At 33.9% G+C, this 15,038-nt stretch carries 22 protein-coding genes and 1 riboswitch; of the genes, 4 read left to right on the top strand and 18 right to left on the bottom strand.

The window, feature by feature from the left end; all coding sequences use genetic code 11:
- Positions 1–18: 18 nt before the first annotated feature.
- From gcvT to ACHUE4_RS02695, 10 genes are all read right to left on the bottom strand, one after another.
- Positions 19–1,122 carry a glycine cleavage system aminomethyltransferase GcvT gene (gene gcvT / locus ACHUE4_RS02740; protein WP_394187760.1) on the bottom strand — a complete coding sequence of 368 codons (1,104 nt, stop codon included), beginning with the start codon at positions 1,120–1,122 and terminating at the stop codon, positions 19–21.
- A 315-nt stretch (positions 1,123–1,437) separates the two neighbouring features.
- Positions 1,438–1,526, bottom strand: a riboswitch (glycine riboswitch).
- 151 nt (positions 1,527–1,677) lie between these two features.
- Entirely contained in the window at positions 1,678–2,190 is a 513-nt protein-coding gene (locus ACHUE4_RS02735; RefSeq protein WP_394187759.1) for a shikimate kinase, read from the bottom strand.
- Between the two features lie 36 nt (positions 2,191–2,226).
- A complete protein-coding gene (locus ACHUE4_RS02730) occupies positions 2,227–2,412 on the bottom strand; it encodes a hypothetical protein (RefSeq protein ID WP_394187758.1) in 186 nt (61 codons plus the stop codon).
- On the bottom strand, positions 2,387–2,827 hold the full coding sequence (comGF, locus tag ACHUE4_RS02725) for a competence type IV pilus minor pilin ComGF (RefSeq protein ID WP_394187757.1): 441 nt from the start codon (positions 2,825–2,827) through the stop codon (positions 2,387–2,389). Before comGF ends, ACHUE4_RS02730 begins: the two co-directional genes overlap by 26 nt.
- On the bottom strand, positions 2,812–3,111 hold the full coding sequence (locus ACHUE4_RS02720; protein WP_394187756.1) for a hypothetical protein: 300 nt from the start codon (positions 3,109–3,111) through the stop codon (positions 2,812–2,814). Before ACHUE4_RS02720 ends, comGF begins: the two co-directional genes overlap by 16 nt.
- Positions 3,101–3,529 carry a competence type IV pilus minor pilin ComGD gene (gene comGD, locus ACHUE4_RS02715; protein ID WP_394187755.1) on the bottom strand — a complete coding sequence of 143 codons (429 nt, stop codon included), beginning with the start codon at positions 3,527–3,529 and terminating at the stop codon, positions 3,101–3,103. Before comGD ends, ACHUE4_RS02720 begins: the two co-directional genes overlap by 11 nt.
- Complete coding sequence (comGC, locus tag ACHUE4_RS02710; RefSeq protein WP_394187754.1) at positions 3,522–3,842, bottom strand: competence type IV pilus major pilin ComGC; 321 nt, start codon at positions 3,840–3,842, stop codon at positions 3,522–3,524. Before comGC ends, comGD begins: the two co-directional genes overlap by 8 nt.
- Positions 3,843–3,851: 9 nt before the next feature.
- Positions 3,852–4,886, bottom strand: a complete 1,035-nt coding sequence (gene comGB / locus ACHUE4_RS02705) for a competence type IV pilus assembly protein ComGB (RefSeq protein WP_394187753.1) — start codon at positions 4,884–4,886, stop codon at positions 3,852–3,854.
- The gene (comGA, locus tag ACHUE4_RS02700; protein ID WP_394187752.1) at positions 4,879–5,925 is read right to left on the bottom strand and encodes a competence type IV pilus ATPase ComGA; all 1,047 of its coding nucleotides are present in this window, start codon (positions 5,923–5,925) and stop codon (positions 4,879–4,881) included. Before comGA ends, comGB begins: the two co-directional genes overlap by 8 nt.
- Before the next feature lie 142 nt (positions 5,926–6,067).
- Entirely contained in the window at positions 6,068–6,445 is a 378-nt protein-coding gene (locus ACHUE4_RS02695) for a Spx/MgsR family RNA polymerase-binding regulatory protein (protein ID WP_394187751.1), read from the bottom strand.
- 327 nt (positions 6,446–6,772) lie between these two features.
- On the opposite strand from ACHUE4_RS02695, the gene ACHUE4_RS02690 reads away from it, so the two are divergent.
- The gene (locus tag ACHUE4_RS02690; protein ID WP_394187750.1) at positions 6,773–7,015 is read left to right on the top strand and encodes a DUF2626 family protein; all 243 of its coding nucleotides are present in this window, start codon (positions 6,773–6,775) and stop codon (positions 7,013–7,015) included.
- A gap of 51 nt (positions 7,016–7,066) precedes the next feature.
- Here ACHUE4_RS02690 and ACHUE4_RS02685 read toward each other — a convergent pair whose 3' ends face one another.
- The gene (locus tag ACHUE4_RS02685) at positions 7,067–7,705 is read right to left on the bottom strand and encodes an MBL fold metallo-hydrolase (RefSeq protein ID WP_394187749.1); all 639 of its coding nucleotides are present in this window, start codon (positions 7,703–7,705) and stop codon (positions 7,067–7,069) included.
- A gap of 163 nt (positions 7,706–7,868) precedes the next feature.
- Between ACHUE4_RS02685 and ACHUE4_RS02680 the strand changes: the two genes are divergently transcribed.
- Positions 7,869–8,048: a DUF2759 domain-containing protein gene (locus tag ACHUE4_RS02680; protein ID WP_394187748.1), complete on the top strand. Its 180-nt coding sequence runs from the start codon at positions 7,869–7,871 to the stop codon at positions 8,046–8,048.
- A gap of 40 nt (positions 8,049–8,088) precedes the next feature.
- Here ACHUE4_RS02680 and ACHUE4_RS02675 read toward each other — a convergent pair whose 3' ends face one another.
- The 5 genes from ACHUE4_RS02675 to rpmG all read right to left on the bottom strand — a co-directional run bounded on the left by ACHUE4_RS02675 (position 8,089) and on the right by rpmG (position 12,562).
- Entirely contained in the window at positions 8,089–9,204 is a 1,116-nt protein-coding gene (locus tag ACHUE4_RS02675) for a YqgU-like beta propeller domain-containing protein (protein ID WP_394187747.1), read from the bottom strand.
- Positions 9,205–9,413: 209 nt separating this feature from the next.
- The gene (locus ACHUE4_RS02670; protein WP_394187746.1) at positions 9,414–11,315 is read right to left on the bottom strand and encodes an LTA synthase family protein; all 1,902 of its coding nucleotides are present in this window, start codon (positions 11,313–11,315) and stop codon (positions 9,414–9,416) included.
- Positions 11,316–11,587: 272 nt separating this feature from the next.
- Positions 11,588–11,779, bottom strand: a complete 192-nt coding sequence (locus ACHUE4_RS02665; protein WP_394187745.1) for a YqgQ family protein — start codon at positions 11,777–11,779, stop codon at positions 11,588–11,590.
- Positions 11,776–12,357 carry a 5-formyltetrahydrofolate cyclo-ligase gene (locus ACHUE4_RS02660; protein ID WP_394187743.1) on the bottom strand — a complete coding sequence of 194 codons (582 nt, stop codon included), beginning with the start codon at positions 12,355–12,357 and terminating at the stop codon, positions 11,776–11,778. Before ACHUE4_RS02660 ends, ACHUE4_RS02665 begins: the two co-directional genes overlap by 4 nt.
- 55 nt (positions 12,358–12,412) lie before the next feature.
- Positions 12,413–12,562 (bottom strand): 50S ribosomal protein L33, encoded by a 150-nt coding sequence (rpmG, locus tag ACHUE4_RS02655; protein WP_394187741.1) that lies wholly within the window; start codon positions 12,560–12,562, stop codon positions 12,413–12,415.
- 171 nt (positions 12,563–12,733) lie between these two features.
- Between rpmG and ACHUE4_RS02650 the strand changes: the two genes are divergently transcribed.
- Both ACHUE4_RS02650 and ACHUE4_RS02645 read left to right on the top strand, forming a co-directional pair.
- On the top strand, positions 12,734–13,081 hold the full coding sequence (locus tag ACHUE4_RS02650; RefSeq protein ID WP_394187740.1) for a hypothetical protein: 348 nt from the start codon (positions 12,734–12,736) through the stop codon (positions 13,079–13,081).
- Entirely contained in the window at positions 13,081–13,554 is a 474-nt protein-coding gene (locus tag ACHUE4_RS02645; RefSeq protein ID WP_394187739.1) for a hypothetical protein, read from the top strand. Before ACHUE4_RS02650 ends, ACHUE4_RS02645 begins: the two co-directional genes overlap by 1 nt.
- Positions 13,555–13,595: 41 nt before the next feature.
- Here ACHUE4_RS02645 and phoU read toward each other — a convergent pair whose 3' ends face one another.
- The gene (gene phoU / locus ACHUE4_RS02640) at positions 13,596–14,255 is read right to left on the bottom strand and encodes a phosphate signaling complex protein PhoU (protein ID WP_394187738.1); all 660 of its coding nucleotides are present in this window, start codon (positions 14,253–14,255) and stop codon (positions 13,596–13,598) included.
- 19 nt (positions 14,256–14,274) lie between these two features.
- Complete coding sequence (gene pstB, locus ACHUE4_RS02635) at positions 14,275–15,033, bottom strand: phosphate ABC transporter ATP-binding protein PstB (protein ID WP_394187848.1); 759 nt, start codon at positions 15,031–15,033, stop codon at positions 14,275–14,277.
- Positions 15,034–15,038: the final 5 nt, after the last annotated feature.

Here is a 15,038-nt window from a genome sequence, read left to right as displayed (position 1 = left end):
ACAACCTCTTTCCAACAATTATTTTTGTCGTTTATAAAATGGTGTCGCAACTGTTACTGCTTTTAAACGCTTTCCACGAATCTCAACTTCTACTTCTGTTCCAAGATCGCTGAATTTCAGATCGATTAAACCTAACCCAATATTTTTCTTTAATGTTGGTGACTGCGTACCGGTTGTAATCTCACCGATTTTTTCATTATTAATAAATACTGGATAACCAGTACGAGGAATCCCTTTATCAATCATTTCAAGTCCCACTAATTTACGAGGAATGCCAGATTCTTTTTGTTGGACAAGCGCTTTCTGTCCAATAAAGTCATCCTCTTTCTTCAATTTCACAGCAAAGCCAATGCCAGCTTCAAGTGGAGAAATATCTTTTGTAAGTTCTTGGCCATACAATGCTAAACAAGCTTCAAAACGCAATGTATCACGTGCACCTAAACCACAAGGTAAAACACCGTCATCCTTACCTTCTTTTAAGATTTCGTGCCATAAAGCTTTAACTTCTTGTGGATCTCCGTAGATTTCAAAGCCATCTTCACCTGTGTAACCTGTTCTTGAAACAAGGTATTCATATTCGCCTATTTTCACTTGTGTTTTAAATTTAAAAAATGTTATTTCTGAAAGGTCTTCTTTCGTTAATCTTTGTAAAACAGTTTCCGCTAAAGGTCCTTGAAATGCTATTTGACCATAAGAATCAGACACGTTCGAAACTGACAAATCACCGAATAAGAAACCTTTCATCCATTCAAAGTCTTTCTCAATGTTAGAGGCATTTACAACCAAAAGGTAATGATGCTGAGCAATTTTATAAACTAATAAATCGTCTACTGTACCACCATCTTCATAACACATCGCAGAATACATCGCTTGTCCATCTTGTAGCTTCGACAAATCATTCGTTAATATGCGCTGTAAATATGACAAACTATCTTCACCTTTTACAATGATTTCACCCATATGAGATACATCAAATAATCCCGCTTTTGTACGAACCGCTTCATGTTCTAATTTAATGCTAGAAAATTGTACTGGTAACTCCCAGCCACCAAAATCAATTGTTTTCCCACCATATGATGCATATACGTCGAACAAGGGAGTACGTTGTAATTGCTCTGACATTTTCATTTCCTCCTTTTTTAACACAATAATCAAAAAACAAAGAATACATGTTTATTGCACACGATGTTGTTTTTGTTTGTTGATCTTCCTACACTTACATTCTCGTATCCATACTAGAAAAAACTAGTACCAAAATTGATTCAAACTAATTTTCTCTAATACTGAAATCTGTAAACTTATGTTTCCTAATCAGTACAAAAAAAAGACAGAGAATCCCCTTATTAAAGGGATTCTCTGTCCTGGCACCTGAAAGTTTACCTGAAATCGGCTTTCCTCTTTGGTAGCTATATATAGATATAGCATTCTCCAGAGATGCGTCCTATACGAGTCTTTTTGCCTGAGAGATTCGTTATTTAACTTGCTCCTTCGGCGACGCTATTTGCGTTCTCTCCCCGTATACTCATCCGCCCCAAAACAATTGTTTTGGAATATAAAAAATTCAATGTACATAAAGCGTTTACCGCTTTGTCTATATCCTAACATTGAACACAAGGAAAGCGCAATCTTTTTTACTACAACATCCATTCACGAACAATTACCTAATAATCTAGATATTCATTCGCCTTTTAGTCTATTTACTTGAAAAGCAGCATATTCAGTTATTTGTCTCAATGAACGGCCTTCCGTTCTAATTGTTATATGAGCAACAGATTTGTAGAAACGCTTTCTGTAAGTATAAAGTGATTCTAACTCCTCTTTAGTGGAAGCTTGTACAATGGGTCTATTCACATCTTTGTGAATCCGTTTCCAAATGTCAGGAAACGTTGCATCCAGAAATAGAACTAAACCCGTTTGCCTCATGAGTCTCCTATTTAATGCATCAATTGCAACCCCACCGCCAGTTGACACAATACACCACTCATCTCGAAATGTTTTCAAAAACGCTCTCTCTTGCTCCCTAAAGAACGGCTCCCCATATTCCCTAAATATATCTGGAATAGACATCCCTACTTTTTTCACAATTTCTTGATCCATATCATAGTAGGGAATTTTCAACAAAAAACTTAACCTTCTACCGATCGCACTCTTCCCACTACCCATGAAACCGACTAAATAAATTTTTCTCATACTATACCCCGCTTATTACGGATCATCGAATCATTTTTATTCTTGATTTTCCATTTGTACTATCGTAGCAGATATATAGCGACTTTCCAACATTTCATAAATTCCCATTTGGGTTACATAAGCCCCTACAAAAACAATCAGTAAACCACTGATCACAAATAGTAAAATCAATGCAGCAGGCAAAAGAATTCCTTTTTCATTCCTCAGCAAATGAAAGTTCATAAACACGTTCCTTCTTTAATCCACTTTCAAATTCAACAGCTATCTTTAATTTTTTACCATTTAGTTGAAACTGGCTCTTAGTTATATGTAACAACATAGGTTCATGGCCTAATCTATTTTTTTGTTTGCGGATTAAATTCCCTGAAAACTCAATATCGAATTCTTCTTCGGACTGTCGAAATCGTATTCCAACACTATTTGGCTGTTCCTCTACATGTTGTAAATTTATTAAATACGGTAAAACATCTAGTGAAAACATTTCAAATTCCATTTCTTCTGTATGAGTCAAATACTTCTCGGAATCTTTTAGCCATTCAAAGTAGAAGAAAATCATATTGGAAAAAAGTAAGAATAGCATGATTTGAACCAAAGCATCGACGAATGTATACCCATTGCTTGTTAATAATTTTCGCATGATTGATAAGTATTCTCTGTTTTTGTGTAATTAATGCAAAGCAATCTCTCTTCCCATGTCCATGAATAATTCACTTTATCCATAACTCGGTTTCCCGTTAGGATTCCGTGTCCCCGTGCGATAGCAGCTTGATGTGATGTGTAGGCTAAATGGACACTGATTTTTTGATCGTTTAACTTAGCGAACATTCGATAACTGGTTGGTAGCAGCGAGCCAAATATCACCATCGTTACAGTCAAAGTCAACATTGCTTCTGCAAATGAAAATCCTTTTTCATTCCTCAACTGTCATCTTTCCTTTTCCTATATATATTCTCACCGTTTTTATTGAATCTGTTGTATCGAAAGTTAAAGTACCAAAATTTACGATTGAACCATTCGGGTTAAATGCAATACTTTTTAATGTACTTTTAGTTGAGAGTTTGATTCCTTTCGGCAAACTCCTATGAACAATAGGCTCAAAATATGATTTCCTAGTAGTATAGGTAGTTCCATTATTCCCAAATACAAGTTCTGTTTGTGAACTATTTACGATTGAATAATTTTGCATATTGTAAATATCCAACTTAAATTGATTCATAAACAAAGAAAAAGCTTTCTTTTCAAAATAAGAATTACTCATAAAGATCACGCTCATTGTGATTGTTCCTACAATACTTAAAACGAGCAAAACTTCTAGGAGAGTATATCCACGACTATTCAATTACATCTATTGAACTAACTACACCAGAGGAATCAATTGAAAGCGTACTCCCATCAGGACAAGTGATTTGATCAGCATTTAAATACTCTGTATCAACCAAATTTTGCACCGTTGGAACTCCATTCAATTCCATCCGGTATGCTTCTACTTGTCCTTGAACCATTTTCACATATGCTTGACAACCCTTCTGATCAATAGTCGCAGAATGTTTTGTTACATTTGGAATAGCGATTAAAATGAGCACAGAAATAATTAATAATACAACCATCATTTCAATTAAGGTAAATCCAAACTGATTTCTAAATTTTTTCATATGTTCCTCCTAAATAAAATCGATCATTCCGTAAACAGGAAGTAAAATTGATAAGTATGCGCCTAATATACAAATTGCTAGTATTCCAAATAGAATGGGCTGAACAAACGCCAAATTTTTTGTTACCTTATTTTCAATTTGTTCTGTTAGTAGGTCACTAAATATTAATAATTCCTTTGCTAAATGACCACTCGCTTCTCCATGCGAAATATAAGCTGGAAACTCTTTTAAGAAACAACCAGCGATTGTTACGGCTTTTTCGACACTTTCACCAAGGCTAATCGCTTGGTATATTTGTATGCTAATCACTTGAATAAAGGGCTGATTTGTTTGAGTTCTTAAAAGGTCTAAAGCTTTAAAGAGAGAAATACCGCTGGCTAATAACGTACCTAATTCTTGCGCAAATGATCTTGTCCAAAATATCTTCATCCAACTTGAAAAATAAGGTGCTTTTTTAAGTGTTTTTAACTGAAATTCAAATGATTTTCTTTTTAACCATTGATGAAAAAGAAAATATATTAAGAAGCCCCCTATGGTTATCAAAATTAACATATCGGGAACGTGCAGTAATGTGTTTGTCCAATTCAATATTTCATCTTGATCAGCAGACTGCCTAGAAGCCACCAAAGTCTTCATATTAGGAAGAAAATAAGTTCTAAAAGCTATAAACAAACCACCAAGTATAATGAATAAAAATAATGGGTATATCATGATTTTCTTTAAACTCTTCTTTGCACGTTCTTTCATCGAAATATGCCTTTGAAGTGTTCCTATAGCGATATTTAACCTACCATGAGACTCAGCCATTTCAATTGGAAGAAGGTAATCTACAGAAATACCTAATAATATAAATATCTCAACGACTCCGTTACCATTTCTAAAGGTTTCCTCTATCTTTCTAGAGACTTCGTGCTCATGCTTAACATGATATGGCAGTAACATTAATAGAGATGAATGAAAGGTATATCCCTCCTCTAATAAGTTAGACAATCTCAATAAAAACTGACTCTGAAGTTTTTTAGGAATTTGATCTTGTTTAGCCATATTCAAATCCGCCTACTTGAAATTCACCACTTTTAAAAGCTTTCTCTATTTTTGCTCTGAGAGTTAAATGGGGAGGAATAGTAAATATTTCTCCTGCTTTAATCGTTGCCATTGCTTGATGAAGTGTTTCGCCATGCAACACTTCATATATAGAGCTGCGACTTGCTTCCCGCTCCCCATCGTTCTGCACCTCAAATCTTGTGAGTAATTGTTGAGAAGAGACACAAACAAGGGCTTGTTGTAATTCATCTATGGTTATCCCTAAATCCATTAATCTAAATAGACAACCTACCGTATTTTTGGAATGTACAGTTGTTAAGACCAAGTGTCCTGTTAATGCAGCTTGTATTGCTGCTCGTGCAGTTTCGACATCACGGATTTCACCAATCATAATGACATCAGGTGAATGCCTTAAAATAGCTTTTAATCCAGCTGAATAGGTAACACCTGATCGTTCATTCACTTGGATTTGAAGTAAATGAGACTGATTATTTTCGACTGGATCTTCAAGCGATATAACATGACGGTTTAACTGGTGTGAACTATAACTTGTCAATGAATACATGGTGGTCGTTTTACCACAACCAGTAGGACCAGTCAGACAAATTAATCCTTGTTTTTCCTTCATAAGTTCTTGGAAAACAATTGCGTCTGCTGGTTCTACCATTAATTCATGTAAGGGTCTTGTTTCGTCATGTAATTGCATACGAATGACAAGACTTTCTTTGTTTTGAATCGTTGGAAGTGTTGATACTCTAAAAGAACATTTTTTATCGGAAATGTTTTGTTCGAATGAACCACTTTGAGGTTTTCGTTTCTCACTAATATCGAGAGAGGATAAAAATTTGAAGTATGAAATAATTCGATCTCCTATATCCAGGTGAAGCTTACCTGCAGGAATCAAATTTGAGTGTTGTCTAAAATAAATAGTATACATATCGGGATTAGGAACAAGATGTATATCAGAGGCATTGGACAAAAGTCCTCGTTTTAACAACTTGAGACATTTTTGTTCGATAATATTAAACTCAATCACCATATATTTACCAATCATCCAAAACAGACGATGACCGCTCTTCGTCTGTTGTGAGAATTATACTTGCTGCTCGTTTTAAATGGAAGCTTTTTCCTTAAAATAAAAATTTCCTACCTTTTATGGCAGGAAATTTTTATTTTACCTATTATACAGCTTCAGAAAATTTAATTTTGCTTATAAAACTTTTTAAATGTTCCGGTTGATACCCCACTACTAAGCGTTTTCCATCTGAAATAATTGGACGTCTCAATAATTTTGGATCTTGAATAATCAATTCTACAACTTGTGAAAGTGGTAGATCTTCTATTTCTACATTTAGGTCTTTAAATGACTGACTTCTTGTAGCTAATATTTCATCAAGTCCTTCAGTTGTTAATGATAACAAAGAATATAATTCTTCAGCAGTTGGAGTTTGGCGGAATAGATGTCTTTCCTTAAACTCCACGTTATTTGCAACCAACCATTTTTTTGTTTTACGACATGATGTACATGATGGATAAGTAAAGAATGTAACAGGATTCATTTCTAATTCCTCCATTTCATTATTTTTACGTTATACATACTGTACAACATTTGTATATGTTTTGTCACGTTAATTGTTCAGTAATTATAAATAAAATTTTGGACTTTGCTTTTTAATTTGTATAAGCCTGATTTTTATGACTTAAATTGATTTCAAGGACCCTATTAAAACAGCCAATTTAAACAAACTCATTCAAATTAGATTAAAAATATTCACTCTACACTGGTTTGTCACAATCTATAGGCAATCTAGAGTTTACATTTTCGATTAGAATCATTTATAATAAGTAAGAGATTATTGTATGGTTTTTTAAAGGAGGAACTACTCATGAACAATATGTATAAAGTTATGGGTTTCTGGACAGGTATTTTTGCAGTTATGTTTCATTTAGGTGATATGACAGAAGCTTCTTTATTAATGTTAGCGAACACTGGATTATTCCTTCTTCTAGGGTTCTTGAACCTTACAGAACGTATGTATATCTATATTTTTGGAGCTTACTTAACAATCTTCTTTGCAGGCTTCACGTACTATACAACGTTTATACACGTACCAGGAGCAGGGCATTAATCAAAAACAAAAAAACAGCTTGCATCATATGATGCAAGCTGTTTTATTTTGTTAAAAGCCGTTTAAAAAAGGGTTATGATTCATTTCTTCTTCCGGTGTAGTTGGGTAACCGTGACCAGGATAACACATAGTTTGTTCTGGAAGTGTCAATATTTTTTCATGAATCGATTTCATTAATACTTTTTCATCTCCATTGGGAAGATCGGTTCGTCCTATACTTCCTTGGAATAAAGTATCTCCAACGATTGCAAATTCATCATGTTTAAACCAAAATGTTAAACTACCTGGAGAATGACCAGGAGTATGGATGACGTGAAAAGAGAAAGTACCGATTTCAAGAGTAGATTCTTCATCAATTAAGATATCGGCTGGTTTTCCAGATATATTAGGCAGTTCATTAAATCTTGATGAACCATTTTTAAGAGGGTTCGTTAACCAATCTTTTTCGGCCTGATGAATATAAACAGGAACTTTAAATTCATCTCTAACAGCATCCACTGCTCCTATATGATCAAAATGAGCATGTGTTAAAACAATCGCTATTGGTTTTAGCTGCATTTTCTTCAATTCTTTGATTAATTTTAATCCTTCTTCACCTGGATCAAATACTAAACATTCTTTATCCTTATTTGAAACGACATAACAATTCGTTTGTAATGGTCCAAGTGGATAGGTACGTATATTTAACATGCAAATCACCTCTCGTGTATTGTATCAGATAGTAGCCTAGGAAAACATACACGTTCAAAGAACGTTCACTTTTTATCCTCGACAAATGCTTAAATAAAACATATAATGGTACATGAAACGTGTATTCGACATTCATTTTCTAATGTCAAAAGGAGTGTCCTTAATGAACTTATTAATGGTTATTTTTGGCCTTGTGGCAATTCTCGGTGCAGTAGGAACCGTTCAAGCTATTAAAGAGAAAAACCTTTTAGGTGTAGTCTTTAATGTAGCAACCTTTGCTATTTTCGCTTGGTTTACTGTAATGACAATTATAGACCAAGGCTATCCACCATCACTACATTAATCAATACGAAAAAGCTGACGAATTAATTCGTCAGCTTTTTTCATTCCGAAATATATTCAATCCACTTGAATTCTTCCCCACTATTCAAATTAATTATCGTGAACAAGCCTTCGCCCTTTAAACAGTACTCCCCATTTGGCGAGCAAATCAATTGAACATATCCTTCATCAAATTGAACACGTTCGTTTTCGGATTTAAAACTAAATTCCACTAACTCTAATTTACTTTGATTTACATCTAAAAGACCAGAATTAGGTGAAATATAAGTTAAGAATGATTCTTGATTTGTCCAAATTATTTCCGGAATAAACCACTGTGAATAATTACTGATTGCAGGAGTATCAAATATTTTCTCCGTTTTATTTTTTAAATCAGAAAGTTTGTAAATGAATAGTTCCCTTTCTTGATCAATTTGAACGGTTAATGATAAATCTTCAAAGTAATCAACAAATATATAGTTACTCTCCTCAGACTTAGAAATTAAACCATCTGATATAGAAATTGTCGTTAGTGGACCTCCAGATAATGCATCAGTTTCATTCCACTCCACCCCCACTAATTCATTATCCGAAGCCCATTCCAAAAACGGCTGAGAAGATGAAATTAGTTCCAGTATTTGAGTTTTACTTGAGTACCTAAAAGTATCGAATGTCCAATCTTCATAAAAAGCAGTAACCGTCATCAATTCAACTTGAGCTGGATGCCACTCAAATACAATTTCAGAAGACTCTATAGTTAATTCATCTACCTTAGTACCACCCATTTCATATATCCCAATTGTTGCTTGAAGCGAATTTTCTGACATAAGTAAAGTAAAGTGAGATTTTGAAGGATGTATAATCACATCATTTATAGGCATATCAACAGTTGCATGATGTGTTTTTTTATTGGAATTCAAATCGTATGTATAAACATGTGACCCTTCCATATTTTTCTCTAAAAACATTATTTCTGTTTCAGAAATCCAACCAATGACTCGGTCGAACTCCTCACTTCTAGCAAAATATTGTGAAGGGATCTTTACTTCATTGACTTCATTTGGAGTTTCAGGACTTTCCATTGGAGGTTGTGCTGTTGAAACAGCGACATTAGGTTGATCATCTTTACAACCATATATCAATAGAATTGCCACCAAGATTATTATCAACCGTTTCAAACAGACCACCTCCTCTTTTAAAGTAGTACGTTTAAAATCAAATTTTGTTTCAGGCAATTGCATATTTATTTTGGTAGAGTATTTTCTGGAAGTGCAAGGAGAATAAATTCGTATCTTTATGCAGTAGAAATCTCTACAGATTCCGAAACTTAATAAAAAAAACCGTTTGTAATAAGCAATACTCTGCTCATCACAAACGGTTTACATTTTTATTTAGATTGATTCGCTTCATCAATTAATAAATTACCCGTTTTCACATCGTAAAATCTGAGTAAATCACCATTGATAATTTGATCTGAGTAGCCTAGTTCTTCAGCTGCGCGCTCTGTATAAGGAGCACATGATGCTGCATCAGTTGCTAAACCTGTTTCTTTCTCATAGCATGTATTCCCAGCATAAACAAAATCTTTAGTTACAAATCGACCATCTCTAAACACGACAAATTCTTCGTGGTCTTCAGAGAAAACATCTGCACCAAGTTGCATATCTTTACTTGTTTCAATACCAAGTAAATGTAATAAAGTTGGTCGAATATCAATCTGTCCAGATACTTCTTCGACTACTTGACCTTTATCAGATCCAGGGACATGAATGAAGAATGGTACGCGTTGTAATTGAGCACTTTCAAAAGGAGTAATTTCTTTCCCTAAATATTGTGCCATTGCATCATTATGATTTTCAGAGATACCATAGTGATCACCATACATAACGATAATTGAATTTTCGTAAAGTCCTTTTTCTTTTAGATCTTCAAACAAGAGTTTAACCGATTCATCCATATAACGTGCAGTCTGGAAATAACGATTTAATGTTCCAGAATTGGAATCATACTCTGGTATGAATTGATCTGGTTCATCTAAATGGAAAGGATAATGATTCGTTAGAGTGATTAAACGAGAGTAAAAAGGTTGTGGCATTTCTGTCATATGATCGACAGATTGCTCAAAGAAAGGAATATCTTTTAAACCCCAGTTTACAGCATCGCCATCTTCAACTGTATAGCTATCAACGTCGTAAAACTTATCAACATTTAAAGCATTATACATCATGTCACGATTCCAGAAACTCTTGTTATTAGCATGCATAACATTTGTAAAATAACCGTTGTCTCCAAGTCTTTCAGCCATTGAGTTATAAGTATTCCCACTATGAGTAAAGAATACAGCTCCACCGCCTAATGGATATAATCCATTTTCAACTAGGAATTCAGAATCGGACGTTTTGCCTAATCCCGTTTGATGATAAAAGTTTGGGAAGTAGAATGTATCTTTATCGCTAGATAACTCATTTAAGAAAGGTGTAACAACTTGACCGTTCATTTCTTCATTCATCACAAATGTTTGAAGTGATTCAAGTGAAACAACAATCAAGTTTTTACCTTCAGCTAATCCGAAAACTTCCACATCTGGTTCTGCTTGATTAGAACGAACAAAGTTATTTACTTCTACAAGTTCACTACCATCAGCTAAAGCTCGTTGAGCATGAGATTTTGACTGAATATAAATATCATAGATGTGGTAGTTATATGTCCCAATATTTTTAACTAATAACTCACGATCAAAACTACGTGTTAAAAGTTGAGGACGTTCTGTTTCAGATAATCCTAAATTTAAAAACAACACTGCTGCTGCTAAAACAAAGTAAGCTTTACGAATAGCAGGTTTAATAACGCCAAATTCTTTTTCAACCACAATAAATTTCATAACGATGAAAAGTATCACAACGTCTGCAAAATACAATACATCTGTTACGAAAATACTTTCTGCAGCAGAAGCTCCTAAATCACCAAAGTTGCTCGTTTGGAATAATACCGGCAACGTGATGAAATCGCTAAAGAAACGATAGAAAGCTACGTTCGCATATAAAATAACTGCGAGTACGCTGCTGGTAATCAGTAAATATCGATTTCTAGCTTTTACGGATTTAAAGAAAAGTGAAACTCCATAAATAAACAATAGAAAACTAAGTGGATTCAAAAACAATATTAATTGTTGCATAACATTTTCAATTTTCATGTCAAAACTTATATGATAAACAACATATGTTTTTATCCATGTCAATACTATGGCAATTGCCAGAATCGAATGTTTTGGCCAATTAAAGGTCTTCATTCAACATCCTCCTCTAATCTCCCTTATCTTTAGTAAGATATTCGAGAGAACATTATTATATCTTAATACTTTTTTTACAATATCGCAACTTACAGTTCATATGCATGAGTTATCATATAAAAATGTCTCAACAATTCATATACCCTTTATTAGACGGATAAAACATAAAAAAGTTTCATATTTTTTATGTTTATTTGTAATCTCTTGAAAATGCCTTTATTCCAAAAAAAAATGATAACCAGTAAGATTATCAATTCCTCCTATTGAAATGCTCATTTGTGCTTCGCAGCTTCCTGTCTAAGGATTAGAATGACCATTTGAAAATCTTTCAAATCCAAAACACCAGCATTATATAATTCTCGAACTTCATCTTCCATTAACATGGCATCTGAAAGTCGGTCTTTCGTATAAATATATGTCCCATATTTTTTCAGCAATTGCATAACATCGTATAAGTTTTTCATGACTTACCTCTTTGAGCATGACATATCCATTTATTTTGATCTGTTAAAATGATGTCCACTGGTAAATCATGATGTTCTTTTGGTACTGTCGGAACCACTTGTTCATCAAATGCTAATGAAATTGTTGCTCCTTTATATTTCTGTAAGAAGCGATCATAATAACCGCCGCCAAAACCAACTCTAAATCCTAAAGTATCAAAAACAACGCCAGGAACAATAAGGTAAGATATGTCTTCCGCATTTATTTTATTCGTAATTTCTGGTTTCGGTTCATGTAATTTCATATAGACAATTTCTAATTGATCGAACGAAGTAATTTCGTAAAATTGCATATCTCTTGTTTTAGCATGGCATTTTGGCACTGCTACACGAATGCCAAGTGACCAAAGATGTTCAATTAAATGCCAAGTATCAACTTCAGGAAATGAGGAGATGGTAATGCCGATGATTTTAGATTGAAGGATTTGTTCCTCATTCAGCAAACTTTGAGTGATTTGAGCAGAACGGGTTTGATATGTTAGTGAGTCCATTTCTTTTAATACAGATAAGACTTCATTACGCATGATTGTTTTGTCCAATTAAATACCCTCCATGAAAAAAACCAAAACCTCGCGAGGTTTTGGTTAAATGTTATTATTTTGTTTCACGGTGAACAGTCATTTTCTTTTCACGTGAGCAATACTTTTTCATTTCAAGACGTTCCGGGTTGTTACGCTTGTTTTTCTTAGAAATGTAGTTGCGCTCGCCGCAATCTGTGCAAGCTAGTGTAATATTAACGCGCATCTTTATCCCTCCCATTTAATCAGGATTCAAGTTATCATTTTTGAGCATGATTTATACGACTAACCTATTATAGCATAGCTACTGAAAAAATCTAGTATGAAATTAAACATTTCATTCAAAACTTCGTGATTATGCTAAAATAAAACAAAGAAGCTAATTGAGGTGAGAAGTATGACACTAGAAATATTGATTATGGCTACAGGCGTGGTATTAATTGTTCTTTCTTTTTTTATGAAGAGTCCAGTCAAACGCTTAGAAAAAGAAATTGAAGATTTATCAATTGATTATTATCAAGATATCAATCAACTGAAAAGACGACTTAAAGTTGTAGAAGAAGAATTGATGATTGATCCTAAAATTAGCTTAAAATCGAGTAAAGCACCAAAAAAGCCGATACACGAAATTTTGGTTAACCAAGTACTCGCACTTCATCAACAAGGTTATAATGATGAGGAAATTAGTAAACGTTCAGCCCTTTCTATCGAACAAGTACATTCGGTAATCGGGGGTAAACGCTGATGTCATCTATAATCAAAGGTCTTGGTATTGGATTATTTACGGCTGGCATTTTATTTACATTTATTTCGACTTCGAATTCTTCTGGCGTTAGTAAGACTGCACCTAACGGATATGAGCTTGTTAAATCAGAAGAATTAAAGTCTTTACAAGCAGAGCTATCTACCTCAAAAGAACAACTGGCCCAAATACAGCTCGATTTAGAAGCTATATCTAAAGAAAATAATACAGACGAACAAGTTGAAGAATTTGATGATCCATCATCCGATCAAATAAAAACAGTTCTTATTATACGCTCAGGAATGACATCAACTGATATTAGCTCGATATTGGAACAAACCAATATTATTAAAAACCGCAAAGATTTTTATCAATATCTAGAAGACAAAAAGTTGTCAGAAGGTATTCAAATTGGCACCTATGAACTCAATTCATCTATGACAATTGCAGAAATAGCGAATCTTATAACGAAATGACGATAAAAGGCTTATCCAATAAAATTGGATAAGCCTTTTACTTAATTGTTTAAGTCGTAATGGCGACCTTTTACTAAGTAGAACAATTGCTCTGCAATATTCGTTGCGTGATCAGCTGAACGTTCTAAGTATCTACAAACAAATGATAATTGAGTGATTTGACTTAATTTATCAGGATGTTCTGCACCAACACTTAATAATTGTTGGATTGTTTCACCATATAAACTATCCACTTGATCATCAAGAGCAGCGATTTCTCTCGCTTTCTCCACATTTTCTTCAGTGAAAGCTTGCATCACTTGTTCAAGCATGACAATTGTTTTATCTCTCATTTGTTCGATATTGCGTATTGGGTAGACAAATTCTGACTTCCCTACTCGAATTGTCTCTTTTGCAATATTAACCGCATAATCCCCTACACGTTCCATATCATGGGCTGCTTTAAGCATAACAATCAATCTACGCAGATCGGTTGCAACGGGTTGTTGCTTAGCAAGTAACAAAATGACACGATCATTAATTTCTTCTTCCATTCGATTTATATACATGTCATTTTGAATAATTGATAAGGCGATATCTACGTCTTGATTCAAAAGAGCTGTAATTGATTTATCCAATGTCGATATGGAAAGTTTACTAAGTGCTATAAACTGTTCTTGAACACCACGAAGATCATTTTCAAATTTCTCTCTTACTACCATTATTCATTCTCCTCCTTAATTAACCAAATCGTCCCGAAATATAATCTTCTGTACGTTTGTCAGAAGGCGTAGAAAAAATGGTATCCGTTTGGTCAAATTCAATTACTTCACCGTTTAGGAAAAATGCAGTTTTATCTGAAATTCGAGCTGCTTGTTGCATGTTATGAGTCACGATAATAATTGAGTAGTTTTCTTTTAATTCTTGTACCAATTCTTCTACTTTTAAAGTTGAGATTGGATCCAAAGCAGATGTAGGTTCATCCATCAAAATGACATCTGGTTCAATTGCCAAAGCACGTGCAATACAAATTCGTTGTTGTTGCCCACCTGAAAGACCGTATGCGTTTTCGTTTAAGCGGTCTTTTACTTCATCCCAAATGGCTGCACCTCTTAAGCTTTTTTCTACTATTTCATCTAACGTTTTCTTGTTTTTAATACCATGAATTCTTGGTCCATAAGCAATGTTATCGAAAATAGACTTTGGAAAAGGATTCGGCTTTTGAAAAACCATTCCTACTCTTGTACGAAGTTCTTCTACATTATAATCACTATCAAAAATATTGCGATCACGATATATGATTTGTCCAGACGTTTTTACAGATGGGACTAATTCCACCATACGATTTAACGTTTTAATATATGTGGATTTTCCACACCCTGATGGTCCGATAATTGCTGTTACTTCGTTTTCTTTAATAGCAAGATCGATATTTTTTAATGCGTGATGATTCCCATACCATAAATTTAATTGTTTTGTATCATACACAATATTATTCATATTTA

Origin of the sequence: Paenisporosarcina quisquiliarum (assembly GCF_043641925.1) — a bacterium.
Taxonomy (GTDB): domain Bacteria; phylum Bacillota; class Bacilli; order Bacillales_A; family Planococcaceae; genus Paenisporosarcina; species Paenisporosarcina quisquiliarum_A.
Note: the sequence above shows the minus strand (reverse complement) of the source record. Positions and strands in the feature narration are given on the sequence as shown.

Bases quoted from the DNA above. Each gene is read 5' to 3' on its own strand.
- gcvT (WP_394187760.1), bottom strand. From the start codon at position 1,122: ATGTCAGAGCAATTACAACGTACTCCCTTGTTCGACGTATATGCATCA.
- ACHUE4_RS02735 (WP_394187759.1), bottom strand. From the start codon at position 2,190: ATGAGAAAAATTTATTTAGTCGGTTTCATGGGTAGTGGGAAGAGTGCG.
- ACHUE4_RS02730 (WP_394187758.1), bottom strand. From the start codon at position 2,412: ATGAACTTTCATTTGCTGAGGAATGAAAAAGGAATTCTTTTGCCTGCT.
- comGF (WP_394187757.1), bottom strand. From the start codon at position 2,827: ATGCGAAAATTATTAACAAGCAATGGGTATACATTCGTCGATGCTTTG.
- comGC (WP_394187754.1), bottom strand. From the start codon at position 3,842: ATGAAAAAATTTAGAAATCAGTTTGGATTTACCTTAATTGAAATGATG.
- comGB (WP_394187753.1), bottom strand. From the start codon at position 4,886: ATGGCTAAACAAGATCAAATTCCTAAAAAACTTCAGAGTCAGTTTTTA.
- comGA (WP_394187752.1), bottom strand. From the start codon at position 5,925: ATGGTGATTGAGTTTAATATTATCGAACAAAAATGTCTCAAGTTGTTA.
- ACHUE4_RS02695 (WP_394187751.1), bottom strand. From the start codon at position 6,445: ATGAATCCTGTTACATTCTTTACTTATCCATCATGTACATCATGTCGT.
- ACHUE4_RS02690 (WP_394187750.1), top strand. From the start codon at position 6,773: ATGAACAATATGTATAAAGTTATGGGTTTCTGGACAGGTATTTTTGCA.
- ACHUE4_RS02685 (WP_394187749.1), bottom strand. From the start codon at position 7,705: ATGTTAAATATACGTACCTATCCACTTGGACCATTACAAACGAATTGT.
- ACHUE4_RS02680 (WP_394187748.1), top strand. From the start codon at position 7,869: ATGAACTTATTAATGGTTATTTTTGGCCTTGTGGCAATTCTCGGTGCA.
- ACHUE4_RS02670 (WP_394187746.1), bottom strand. From the start codon at position 11,315: ATGAAGACCTTTAATTGGCCAAAACATTCGATTCTGGCAATTGCCATA.
- ACHUE4_RS02665 (WP_394187745.1), bottom strand. From the start codon at position 11,779: ATGAAAAACTTATACGATGTTATGCAATTGCTGAAAAAATATGGGACA.
- rpmG (WP_394187741.1), bottom strand. From the start codon at position 12,562: ATGCGCGTTAATATTACACTAGCTTGCACAGATTGCGGCGAGCGCAAC.
- ACHUE4_RS02650 (WP_394187740.1), top strand. From the start codon at position 12,734: ATGACACTAGAAATATTGATTATGGCTACAGGCGTGGTATTAATTGTT.
- ACHUE4_RS02645 (WP_394187739.1), top strand. From the start codon at position 13,081: ATGTCATCTATAATCAAAGGTCTTGGTATTGGATTATTTACGGCTGGC.
- phoU (WP_394187738.1), bottom strand. From the start codon at position 14,255: ATGGTAGTAAGAGAGAAATTTGAAAATGATCTTCGTGGTGTTCAAGAA.
- pstB (WP_394187848.1), bottom strand. From the start codon at position 15,033: ATGAATAATATTGTGTATGATACAAAACAATTAAATTTATGGTATGGG.